The 12,485-nt window shown below is 61.5% G+C and carries 8 protein-coding genes; 7 read left to right on the top strand and 1 reads right to left on the bottom strand.

The genetic code is table 11. The features are described from left to right. Window positions 1-215: 215 nt before the first annotated feature. Window positions 216-1,127, bottom strand: a complete 912-nt coding sequence (locus CPY51_RS14695; RefSeq protein ID WP_111160928.1) for a LysR family transcriptional regulator — start codon at window positions 1,125-1,127, stop codon at window positions 216-218. 167 nt (window positions 1,128-1,294) lie between these two features. Here CPY51_RS14695 and CPY51_RS14690 point away from each other — a divergent pair, with 167 nt between their 5' ends. The 7 genes from CPY51_RS14690 (at window position 1,295) to CPY51_RS14660 (ending at window position 12,485) form a co-directional block, all read left to right on the top strand. Continuing rightward, window positions 1,295-2,122: an alpha/beta hydrolase fold domain-containing protein gene (locus tag CPY51_RS14690; protein ID WP_111160927.1), complete on the top strand. Its 828-nt coding sequence runs from the start codon at window positions 1,295-1,297 to the stop codon at window positions 2,120-2,122. A gap of 48 nt (window positions 2,123-2,170) precedes the next feature. Continuing rightward, window positions 2,171-3,361, top strand: a complete 1,191-nt coding sequence (locus CPY51_RS14685; protein WP_111160926.1) for an efflux RND transporter periplasmic adaptor subunit — start codon at window positions 2,171-2,173, stop codon at window positions 3,359-3,361. 128 nt (window positions 3,362-3,489) lie between these two features. Continuing rightward, a complete protein-coding gene (locus CPY51_RS14680; protein WP_111160925.1) occupies window positions 3,490-6,675 on the top strand; it encodes an efflux RND transporter permease subunit in 3,186 nt (1,061 codons plus the stop codon). Window positions 6,676-6,897: 222 nt separating this feature from the next. Continuing rightward, on the top strand, window positions 6,898-7,881 hold the full coding sequence (gene denD / locus CPY51_RS14675) for a D-erythronate dehydrogenase (RefSeq protein ID WP_111161013.1): 984 nt from the start codon (window positions 6,898-6,900) through the stop codon (window positions 7,879-7,881). Further along, complete coding sequence (locus CPY51_RS14670) at window positions 7,881-8,774, top strand: NAD(P)-dependent oxidoreductase (protein ID WP_111160924.1); 894 nt, start codon at window positions 7,881-7,883, stop codon at window positions 8,772-8,774. The genes denD and CPY51_RS14670 overlap by 1 nt, the downstream gene beginning before the upstream one ends. A 4-nt stretch (window positions 8,775-8,778) precedes the next feature. Beyond that, entirely contained in the window at window positions 8,779-10,563 is a 1,785-nt protein-coding gene (locus CPY51_RS14665) for an IlvD/Edd family dehydratase (protein ID WP_111160923.1), read from the top strand. A 110-nt stretch (window positions 10,564-10,673) separates the two neighbouring features. Next, window positions 10,674-12,485, top strand: coding sequence for a putative bifunctional diguanylate cyclase/phosphodiesterase (locus CPY51_RS14660; RefSeq protein WP_111160922.1), 1,812 nt, complete (start codon window positions 10,674-10,676; stop codon window positions 12,483-12,485).

Below are 12,485 nucleotides of genomic sequence, written 5' to 3'. Positions count from 1 at the left end.
CATTCTATCGAATAGCCAGCCGTGACCGACTGACAAATGTAGGAAGCAATTCCCATGCCACGATTCTGGGTGGTTAGGGTCGCGCTCGGATCTGCAGGATTTCTGCGCTATGGCGAACGCGATGCATCGTTCGATGCCACGGACTTCCGCCATCCCTAAGCGAGAGGTCTCATTGCAAATACAGAGAGAGCCGACTTCCCGCGCCGACTGTCTCCCTACATATCCCCGACCTTCGAGCTCACCAGAAGCTTCGCGAGCCAGTCGACGAAGACGCGGACCTTGTTGCTGAGGTGGCGGTTCGGGGGGTAGACGATGTGGAGGGGCAGGGGGCTGCGTTGCCAATCCGTGAGGATGGGGACGAGCTTTCCTTCCGCGATTGCCTCGCGGATCATGAAGGATGGTGCCTGGACGATGCCGAGGCCGGTCATCGCGGCGGAAACATAGCTGCGGCTGTCATTGACGGAGAGGATATAGCGCGGGCTGACCTCGACGGATTCGTTGCCGCGCTTGAACTCGAAGGGAACGGTCTTGCCGGTCTGTGCCCTGAAATAGCTGACGGCGAAATGGTTTGCTTCGATATCCTCGGGACGTTCGGGAATTCCGAACTTTTCAATGTAGAGCGGTGCTGCACAGCTGATCAGTCGGATTTCGGCGACACGGCGGGCGATCAGCGACTGATCGCTCGGCATTCCGGCCCGCAGCGCGCAGTCGACGTTTTCGGCGAGGTAGTCGACCAGCCGGTCGCCGACGCCGAGGTCGACGTGAATTTCGGGGTAGCGTTCGTGGAAATCGCAGAGGGCAGGAATGACGATTTGGTCGGCGAAGGCGCCGGCCATTTCGACGCGAAGGCGCCCGCTCGGCAGGCTTTGCGAACTGCTGACGCTGCCGTCGAGCTCCTCGATCTCCGACAGGATCTGGATGGCGCGCTCATAGTAGAGGGCACCGTCGGTCGTGACCATGACGCGGCGGGTGGTGCGGTTCAGAAGTTTTGTGTGGAGATGTTGCTCCAACGACTGGATCAGCGTTGTCACTGTCGCCTTCGGCATCGACAGGGTTGTGGCGGCGCGGGTGAAATTGCCTGTTTCCACGACCCTGGCGAAGGCCCGCATGGCTGAAAGCTGGTCCATCTTTGATAATCCCGGGCATTTCAAAAATATATGATTGTTCGTGATCTCGAATAGTCCGCTCGAATATAAGCCACTTATGCTGAAAACGGAATAACAATATATTCAGGTCAAGTGATGGATGCGGAATGGCCTTTGCCGGACGGCATCCTTCGAAGTGGAGTTGGTTGATGAGTGCGCCGTGGAAAGATGTGATGCTGGAAGATGTGGTCCAAGGACCGCTGGCTGCCCGCATCTATCACGGCGAGGGTGACGACAAGACGCCGCCGCTGGTTCTTTACCTGCATGGCGGTGCTTTTCTCGACACGGCGGCGGCGATCAATCGCCCTGTCGCGGCGAGCCTTGCTGCAGCCGGTGCGATCGTAATCGCCGCCGACTACAGCAGCCCGAGCCAGAACGTTTTCCCGCAAGTGCTGGAATGCGCGTTTGGCCTGCTCTCCTGTCTCCACAGCCGGCGCGCGCAGATAGGCGGAAAAAAGTCTCTGCTGTTTGTCGCCGGTGAAGAAGCCGGCGGAAATCTTGCCGCTGGCGTTGCCTTGAAAGCGCGTGACCAAATGCCGGGCGCGCTCGATGGGCAAATACTAATCTCGCCGCTGCTTGATCCTTTCATGGGGACGAAGTCCTTTGGACGGGCAGAGGAGAGTGGCATGCGCGAGCGCTGGACGGAAGGCTGGAACCGCTACCTGGGATTCCTGGGCGGTGTCTGTCATCCTTATGCAGCGCCTCGATACTGTTCGCGGCTTTCGGGCCTCGCGCCGGCATTGTTGCTGACGGCCGAGGACGACCCGCTCCGCGACGAGAGCATGGAATATGGAGGCCTGTTGAAAAAAGCAGGCGTCTCGGTTCACCAGCAGGTCCTCCCAGCGGGGACCGGCTGGCCGACCATCTATGGTGGGCAGTCGAGCGATCAACCCATTTGGCAGGAGGAAGTCTGTCAAAGTTTCAAGGGATTCGTCCAGGAAATGCGGGCCCAGCCCGTTTGTAAATTCAGACTGTAGTCATTTGAGGCTCTGTGTCCCAAGCCGGGGCCCAAAAGGAGAAATACGATGAAGTCCAACGGTAAGCGCTGGGCCCTCTGGGGCGCCGGCATAGGCTTTGTTGCGTCTGTTTCCGGCGCGACGCTCTATCTCGATCTGCCGCGCGGCGCGGCTGCCAGCGAGCCTGCAAAGGCTGCGGCTGCTCCGGCAACGCCAGTGACATTCGCGGTCGTTCAGCCGCGAGACGTTACCAGCTGGCAGGAATTTTCCGGTCGTTTGGAAGCAGTCGACCGCGTTCAGGTCCGTCCACGTGTCGCCGGAGCCATCCAGGCGGTGCATTTTCACGAGGGAGCGCTGGTAAAGCAGGGCGACCTGCTCGTTACTATCGATCCGGCTCCCTATGAAGCGGCGTTCGCCCAGGCGCAAGCGCAGGTGACGGCCACGGAATCGCGGCTCGATCTTGCCAAGCTCGAGCTTGATCGCGGCCACCGTCTGTCCGACAACAAGACCATCTCCCAGAGCGATCTCGATACGCGCACCGGGGCATTCAACGAGGCCCAGGCCAACCTGCGGGCTGCTCAGGCGGCATTGCAGACGGCGCAGCTGAACCTTGACTATACGCAGGTGCGTGCACCGATCGCCGGTCGTGTCGGCAAGGCCGAAGTTACCGCCGGCAACCTGGTCGCGGCAGGTTCAGCTTCGCCGGAGCTGACGACGCTGGTGTCAGTCGATCCTGTTTATGCAAGCTTCAGCGCAAGCGAGCAGGTCGTGACACAGGCGCTGTCGCAGCTTCCCGCCGGCGACGGTGTCGTGCCTCCGGTCGAGCAGATCCCTGTGCAGATCGGGACGGCCAATGACGACGGAACACCGATAACAGGCAAGCTTCAGCTGATTGACAACGAGGTCGACGCGGCGAGCGGCACGATCACCGTTCGCGCCGTGTTCGGCAATACCGGCGGGCGCCTGATCCCCGGCCAGTTCGTGCGGGTTCGCATGGGCCAGCCCAAGGCGGAAACCAAGCTGATGATCAGTGAGCGGGCGATCGGCACCGACCAGGACAAGAAGTTCGTCTTGGTGATCGGCGCCGATAACAAGGTTGCCTACCGCGAGATCAAGCTCGGCGATCTTAATGACGGGCAGCGGATTGTCGAATCCGGGCTGGCAGCTGGCGATCGCATCGTCACCAACGGCCTGCAGCGCGTGCGCCCCGGCGCATTGGTCGACCCGCAGCCGGAACAGAAAGTGGCCGCCGCACAGTAAGGCGACCTTGAGCCGGGGAGCATGCTTCCCGGCCATCTAGCATCGAAATTCAATATGCCCGTGGCGCTTGGCGCCGCGTGGCCTTGGACCTCGTTGGTCCGCCGTTCACCCCTGGAGAGGGATTTGACATGAACATTTCCAGATTTTTCGTCGACCGGCCGGTGTTTGCCGGTGTCCTATCGGTCCTCATCCTCGTCGCCGGCCTGATCGGCATGCGGCTGTTGCCGATCTCCGAATATCCAGAGGTCGTGCCGCCGTCGATCGTCGTCACCGCACAATATCCGGGCGCCAATCCGAAGGTCATAGCCGAGACGGTGGCGACGCCGCTTGAAGAGCAGATCAATGGCGTCGACGGCATGCTCTACATGTCGAGCCAGGCCACATCTGACGGTCTGCTGACGCTGACCGTCACCTTCAAGCTCGGCACGGATCCCGACAAGGCCCAGCAGCTGGTGCAGAACCGCGTTTCGCAGGCCGAGCCCCGGCTGCCGCAGAACGTGCGCGATCTCGGCATCACCACGGTCAAGAGCTCGCCCGACCTGATGATGGTCGTGAACCTGATCTCGCCCGACAACCGCTACGACATCACCTATCTGCGCAACTACGCCACGCTGAACATCAAGGACAGGCTTGCCCGTATCGAGGGCGTCGGCCAGGTCGAGGTATTCGGTTCGGGCGACTATTCGATGCGTGTCTGGGTCGATCCGCAAAAGGCTGCCGAACGTGGGCTTGCCGCCAGCGACATCGCCAATGCCATTCGCCAGCAGAACGTCCAGGCCGCAGCAGGCATCATCGGCGCATCGCCGAGTGTTCCGGGCCTCGACGTCCAGCTCTCGGTCAACGCGCAGGGCCGTCTCGAGACGCCGGAAGAGTTCGGCAGCATCATCGTCAAATCGGGCGTGAATGGCGAGATCACCCGTCTGCGGGACGTCGCTCGTGTCGAGATGGGAGCGGCCGATTATTCGCTGCGCTCGCTTCTCGACGGCAAGGCCGCCGTTGCGGTGCCCGTGTTCCAGGCGCCGGGCTCCAACGCCATCACCATCTCGGACGAGGTCACCAAGACCATGAACGAGCTGCAGACGGCGATGCCCGACGGCGTCAAGTATGAGATCGTCTACGATACGACCCAGTTCGTGCGCGCCTCGATCGACAAGGTCGTTCACACGCTGCTCGAAGCCATCGCGCTCGTCGTGCTCGTCGTCATCCTGTTCCTGCAGACGTGGCGCGCCTCGATCATTCCATTGATCGCCGTTCCGGTGTCGATCATCGGCACATTCGCCGTGATGTATCTGTTCGGCTTCTCGATCAATGCGCTCAGTCTGTTCGGACTGGTGCTGGCGATCGGTATCGTCGTCGATGATGCCATCGTGGTGGTGGAGAATGTCGAGCGCAACATCGAGAACGGACTCAGTCCGCGTGAGGCGACGTACAAGGCGATGAAAGAGGTCTCGGGACCGATCGTCGCGATCGCGTTGGTGCTGGTGGCGGTGTTCGTGCCGCTCGCCTTCATCTCCGGCCTTTCGGGCGAGTTCTATCGCCAGTTCGCGTTGACGATCGCGATCTCGACCGTCATCTCGGCCTTCAACTCCCTGACGCTGTCGCCGGCGCTGGCGGCCCTTCTGTTGCGTGACCATCGCGCGCCGAAGGACTGGCTGACCCGTGCCATGGACCGTATGTTCGGCTGGTTCTTCCGCGGCTTCAACCGCGTCTTCAAGGCCGGGTCGAACGGCTATGGCAAGAGCGTCGGCGGTATCCTGTCGCTGAAGAGCCTGGTCATGCTGGTCTACATCGCCTTGGTTGGCGCCACGTATTTCATGTTCCAGGCGGTCCCAAGCGGCTTCGTGCCGGCGCAGGACAAGCAGTACCTGATCGGCTTTGCGCAGCTGCCTGATGGCGCGACGCTCGACCGGACCGAAAGCGTCATCCAGCGGATGAACGAGATCGCGTTGAAGCAGCCGGGCGTCGAGCACGCGATTGCCTTCCCGGGCCTGTCCATCAACGGCTTCACCAACTCTTCGAATGCCGGCATCGTCTTCGTGGCGCTGAAGCCGTTCGAGGAGCGGACGACGCCGAACCTTTCGGGCGGTGCGATTGCGATGCAGTTGAACCAGAAGTTCGCCGGCATCCAGGATGCGTTCATCGCCATGTTCCCGCCGCCGCCTGTCCAGGGTCTCGGCACGACGGGTGGGTTCAAGCTGCAGATCGAGGACCGTGCCGGTCTGGGCTATCAGGCGCTGGATGCTGCGAACAAGGCGTTCCTTGCCAAGGCTTACCAGACCCCTGAACTGGCCGGACTGTTCTCGAGCTTCCAGATCAACGTGCCGCAGCTCTTCGCCGATCTCGATCGCGCCAAGGCTGAGCAGCTCGGCGTCTCGGTGACCGACGTCTTCGATACGCTGCAGATCTACCTGGGTTCGCTCTATGTGAATGACTTCAATGCCTTCGGCCGCACCTACAGCGTCCGTGTCCAGGCCGATGCCAAGTTCCGTGCCCATCCGAACGATATAGGTCAGCTCAAGGTGCGCTCTGCATCGGGCCAGATGATCCCGCTTTCGGCACTGCTGAAGGTCGAGGCCAGCACCGGACCCGAACGCACGACGCGGTATAACGGCTTCCTTGCCGCCGATATCAACGGCGGCCCGGCACCGGGATACTCGTCAGGCCAGGCGCAGGCTGCGATCGAACGCATCGCCAACGAAACTCTGCCCAAGGGCGTTTCCTACGAGTGGACCGACCTGACCTATCAGCAGATCCTCGCCGGCAGCTCGGGCGTGATCATCTTCCCGCTGGCGCTGCTGCTGGTCTACCTCGTGCTCGCGGCGCAGTATGAAAGTCTCGCTCTGCCGCTGGCGATCGTGATGATCGTTCCGATGGGCGTGCTGGCCGCGCTGTTCGGCGTCTGGCTGACGGGAGGCGACAATAACATCTTCACCCAGATCGGGCTGATGGTGCTGGTCGGTCTTTCGGCGAAAAACGCCATCCTGATCGTCGAGTTCGCTCGCGAACTGGAGTTCGACGGCAGGACACCGGTGCAGGCGGCGATCGAATCGAGCCGGCTCCGTCTTCGGCCGATCCTGATGACATCAATGGCTTTCATCATGGGTGTCGTGCCGCTGGTGACTTCGACCGGTGCCGGTGCCGAGATGCGTGCGGCGATGGGTATTGCGGTGTTCTCGGGCATGATCGGCGTTACATTCTTCGGCATCTTCATGACGCCGGTGTTCTACGTGGTCATCCGCAAGCTCTCCGGCAACCGTCCGCTGAAGCAGCATGAGGAGCATACCGCAGACATCATCCGGCTGGCTGCCGAATAGGGGTTCATGTCTGGCGGCCGACCTCCTCCCAGGCGTGTGATGGGCGGACCCGAAAGGGTCCGCCCATTTCGCTTTTGATCGGCACTCGCGGCGAATTGTCCAAGCCAGGCGGAAACCGGTTTGCAAGCGGCTATGTTGGGTCTATCAAACACATAGTGAAAATGATTGACGTACGTCGAGCGCGGGGAGCGGCTTTCGACGATCGTTCGTGAGGAGGATGCCGTGCATATTGCGATCATCGGGGCAGCCGGCATGGTTGGTCGAAAACTCACCGCGCGGCTGGTGGCCGAGGGGCTTTCCGGCAAGGGCGATGTCACCCGGCTGACGCTTGTCGACGTCATCGAACCGGCCAAGCCGGAGGGCTTCGAAGGCAAGGTTAAGGCGCGCGCAAGGGACCTCTCCGTGCCCGGTGCCGCCGAAAAGATCATTGCCCGCCGGCCCGATGTGATCTTCCACCTTGCCGCCATTGTCTCGGGCGAAGCGGAGCTGGATTTCGAAAAGGGCTACTCCATCAATCTCGACGGGACGCGCCTGCTGTTCGAGGCAATCCGGGCTGCCAATGCCGAGGATGGCTACAAGCCGCGGGTGGTCTTCACGTCTTCCTGCGCGGTGTTCGGCTCGCCCTTTCCCTATCCCGTTCCCGACGATTTCAACCTGACGCCGCTGACAAGCTACGGTACGCAGAAGGCGATCAGCGAACTGCTGCTGGCGGATTATAGCCGCAAGGGCTTTTTCGATGGCATCGGCATTCGCCTTCCGACGATCTGCATTCGTCCCGGCAAGCCCAACAGGGCTGCATCAGGGTTCTTTTCCGGCATTCTTCGCGAACCGCTAGTTGGCATGGAAGCGGTGTTGCCGGTGCCGGATGAGGTTCGCCATTGGCATGCGTCACCGCGCTCGGCGGTCGGCTTTCTGGTGCATGCGGCCTCCATCGACCTGACGCCACTCGGCGCGCAGCGAAATCTCGCCATGCCAGGCGTCAGCGCCACCGTCGGCGAGCAGATCGAGGCCCTACGCAGGGTCGCCGGCGACAAGGCCGTGAAGCTCATCCGTCGCGAACCGGACGAATTGATCATGCGGATCGTCTCCGGCTGGCCCCAGGGCTTCGAGGCAAAACGGGCGGCCGAACTCGGGTTCACGGCGGAGAATTCCTTCGACGAGATCATCCGCGTGCATATCGAGGACGAGCTTGGAGGAAGTCTCTGATGGCGGACGCAAAGCCTCGGATTGCTTTCCTCGGAACAGGATTGATGGGTGCGCCCATGGCGCGGCGCCTGCTTGGTGCCGGCTTCCCGGTTACCGTCTGGAACCGCGACGTGACCAAAGCCACGCCGCTCGCTGCCGACGGTGCGATCGTCGCGACGACAGCGCTGGACGCTGCAAAGGGCGCCTCCATCGTCATCACGATGCTGACCAATGGCGATGCGGTTGGCCAGGTCCTGTTCGAAGGCGGCGTCGCGGCTGCGTTGACGCCGGGCGCGGCTGTCATCGACATGAGCTCGATACCGCCACCTGTCGCGAGAGAGCACTCCAAAAGGCTCAGCGAGATCGGCATTCGCCATATCGATGCCCCGGTTTCGGGCGGGGTCGTCGGCGCTGCTGCGGGGACGCTTGCGATCATGGCTGGGGGGAATGCTTCCGATGTAGCGGAACTGGCTGAGGTGTTTGCTGCCATGGGTCGGGTGACACATGTAGGCCCTGATGGCAGCGGGCAACTGGCAAAGCTTGGCAACCAGCAGATCGTCGCCGTTACCATCGGCGCCGTTGCCGAGGCGATGCTAATGATCGAGGCTGGTGGTGGTTCGCCCGAGGCATTTCGCAATGCCATTCGTGGAGGGTTTGCCGAAAGCCGGATCCTCGAACTGCATGGCCAGCGGATGGTCTCCCGCGACTTCAAGCCGGGCGGATCCTCGAACAACCAACTCAAGGACCTGAATGCCGTTGTTGCGACTGCCGAAGGCCTCGGGCTTACACTACCGTTGACCGAAGCGGTGCGCGCGGAGTTCGCTGCGTTCGTTGCGGACGGCGGCGGCGAGGTGGATCATAGTGGCCTGCTGCTGCATCTGGAAAAATTGAATGCCCGTGAAAAGGGGAACTGACAGCATGACCGAGACCGGCAAGGCAAAGCGCCGTCTGCGTTCGCAGGACTGGTTCGACAACCCCGATCACATCGACATGACGGCGCTCTATCTCGAGCGCTTCATGAATTATGGGATCACGCCTGAAGAACTGCGCTCGGGCAAGCCGATCATCGGCATCGCACAGAGCGGCAGCGACCTCACACCCTGCAATCGCCACCACATCGACCTTGCCAAGCGCGTGCGCGACGGCATCCGCGACGCCGGCGGCATTCCTATCGAATTCCCGACGCATCCGATGTTCGAGAACTGCAAGCGGCCGACTGCGGCGCTCGACCGCAATCTCGCCTATCTCGGGCTGGTCGAGATCCTTTATGGCTACCCGCTCGACGGAGTCGTGCTGACGACCGGTTGCGACAAGACCACGCCGTCGGCGCTGATGGCGGCCTCGACTGTCGATATTCCCGCAATCGTCCTTTCCGGCGGGCCAATGCTCGACGGCTGGCACGAGGGCGAGCTTGCAGGCTCCGGCACGGCGATCTGGCGTTCGCGGCGCCGGCTTGCGGCGGGGGAGATCGACGAGGAGGAATTCCTGCAGATAGCGCTGGATTCGGCTCCTTCGATAGGCCACTGCAACACAATGGGAACAGCCTCGACCATGAACGCGCTCGCCGAAGCGCTCGGCATGTCGCTGACCGGGTCGGCCGCCATTCCGGCTGCCTATCGCGAGAGGGGCCAGGTGGCCTATCGAACCGGCAGGCGCGCAGTCGAACTCGTGCTCGAAGACATCAAGCCCTCCGACATCCTGACGCGTCAGGCATTCCTCAATGCCATCCGCGTGAATTCCGCCATCGGCGGCTCGACCAATGCGCAGCCGCATCTGGCGGCGATGGCGAAGCACGCGGGTGTCGAATTCCATCCCGAGGACTGGCAAGTCTATGGCTTCGACATTCCGCTGCTCGCCAATGTGCAGCCGGCGGGGGCCTATCTCGGCGAACGCTTTCACCGGGCCGGCGGCGTGCCGGCGGTCATGTGGGAATTGCTGCAGGCCGGCCACCTCGACGGCAACTGTCCCACCGTGACGGGCAAGTCGATGGTCGATAATCTCAGGGGCCGCGAGGCGACGGACCGCGAGGTTATTCGTCCGTTTGCCGAACCGCTCAAGGAACGGGCCGGCTTTCTGGTGCTAAAGGGCAATCTGTTCGATTTCGCCATCATGAAGACGAGTGTGGTCTCCGACGATTTCCGTAGACGCTATCTGCAGGAGCCAGGTCGCGAAGGGGTGTTCGAGGGTCGTTGCGTGGTGTTCGACGGTTCGGAAGATTACCACGGGCGCATCAACGACGAGACCCTCGGTATTGATGAGAACACCATTCTCGTCATCCGCGGCGCGGGGCCGATCGGCTGGCCTGGATCGGCGGAGGTCGTGAACATGCAGCCGCCGGACGCGCTGCTGAAGCGCGGCATCAGAAGCCTGCCGACCATCGGCGACGGACGGCAGTCGGGGACTGCCGACAGCCCTTCCATACTCAATGCATCGCCGGAGAGCGCTGCAGGCGGTGGACTTGCCTGGCTTCGGACCGGCGATGTTATTCGGATCGATTTCAACCAGGGTCTCTGCAATATGCTGGTCGACGATGCGGAGATCGAGCGTAGAAAGGGAGACGGGATTCCGCCTGTACCCGCCGACGCGACGCCTTGGCAACGTATGTACAGGGCATCGGTGACACAGCTATCCGACGGGGCGGTGATCGAAGGGGCAGCCGAGTTTCAGCGAATCGTACTGAAACCCCCGAGACACAATCATTGATGGCGCTCTATCAAAAGTTGTAGACAAGAACTCGTAGGTCTGCATGGTGTGTAATTAATGATCATTAATGATTAAAGTGTTACATTGTCGCCCGGCACTACAATCTCCCCATGCGTCGCGAGGAACCAACAATCTCCGGGTCGAAGACGAAAAGCAGCCGATCGGAGCAAGAATTCCAGAATCTCTTAAGGAGGCTGGAATTGGCGATGGGTGCGTCTCAAATCGGCGTCTGGGAACATAACCTCGACACGGATGAGATCTTTTGGGATCTGCAGATGCACCGTCTCTACGGCACCGGCAGCAAAGAGCGGAAGGTGGCGTCCACAGTCTGGATGGATTTGATCCACGCTGATGACCGTGAACGGGCATTGGCGGAATTCGATGCCGCCGTCGCTGCAAAGGGCCTCTACAATTCACAATTCCGGATCGTCCTGCCGAGTGGCGACACTCGTTATCTGCGGTCCCAGGCGCACTTCTTCAAGGGACCCGGAGGCGCGCCCTCGTTCATCGGAGCCGAATGGGACGTCACTGAGGATGTGCGGCTCAACCGGGAGCTTGCCGACCAGAAAAGCGTAGCGGAGGCGCGGGCCGAAGCCCTCGAACGCAGCCAGATCAGGGTCGAGCATGCGGCGGACCATGACTATCTGACCGGCCTGCCGAACAGGCGATATTTCGACCGCAAGATGACTGTGCTGCACGACGCCCCTGATGTCAAAGCTCTGGCGGTGCTGCACATCGACCTCGATCGCTTCAAGCAAATCAACGACAAGGCGGGACACGCAGCGGGTGACGCGATGCTGCAGAGCATGGCGGCACGATTGTCGGACGTTATTTCAGACCGAGATATGGTGGCGCGCATCGGCGGCGATGAATTCGTCGTCGTGCTCGTCAATTTCGGCGACGCGGAGGTCTTGAGCGCGATCGCCGAAGACATTCTGGTGCGGCTACGGAGACCTGTTCCCTTTGGTACGGAAACTCTGCAAACCGTGGCCTCGATCGGTGTCGCGTGGAGCGACCGTGGCGATGCCGACAATCTGCTGGCTGAATCCGACCTGGCCCTTTACCAGGCGAAAAAGCTGGGACGAAATCGTGTCGAATTTTTCACGCTGAAGCTTCAATCGGACCTGCAGGGAGAAAGACAGCTTGCAGAGGAATTGAAGCTGGCGCTGGCACGGGATGAGATCGTCCCTTTCTATCAGATCCAGGTGGACGCCCATACGCGGCGGGTCTTCGGGCTTGAGGCGCTCGCCCGCTGGCAGCATCCGGTACACGGCCTTCTGGCGCCTGGCGCTTTTCTCAAGGTGGCTGACGAGTACGGGCTGACGGCAGAGATCGACGCTGCCGTACTCGGTCGCGCACTGCTGGACCGGGCCGAATGGGAGCGGAGCGGAGTCGTTCCGCCACGCATCGCGGTCAACATCTCCGCCAATCGCCTTGGCGACCCGGAGCTGATCGCAGGCCTTTTGAAGCTCGACATTCCGCGCGGGACGATCGTCTTCGAACTGGTGGAGACTATCTTCCTCGATGACAGCGACGACACGGTGCTGTCCAATATCGAACAGATCAAGCTGATGGGCATCGATGTCGAGATCGATGATTTCGGCTCGGGTCACGCCTCGCTGATCGGACTGATCAAGCTCCGGCCAAAGCGTTTGAAGATCGACCGTCAGCTTGTATTCGACATCACAACCTCCGACGAGCAACGCCGGCTCGTTGCCTCCATCGTAGAGATTGCCAAGGCATTGAACGTCGAGGTGATCGCCGAGGGCGTCGAAACCGAAGAGCACGCGCGGCTATTGGCCCGCATGGGCTGTGATGGCCTTCAGGGCTATGCGCTCGGCTATCCAGGCCCGGCGGCAGATATATTTGCCTTGGTTCGCGACCGGCAATCCCCCGATGCCGCGCGGCAAACGGGCCAGTAG

This window comes from Arminella tubonensis, assembly GCF_003240585.1.
Classification (GTDB): domain Bacteria; phylum Pseudomonadota; class Alphaproteobacteria; order Rhizobiales; family Rhizobiaceae; genus Rhizobium; species Rhizobium tubonense.
This window is presented reverse-complemented; position numbering and strand designations above follow the sequence as displayed.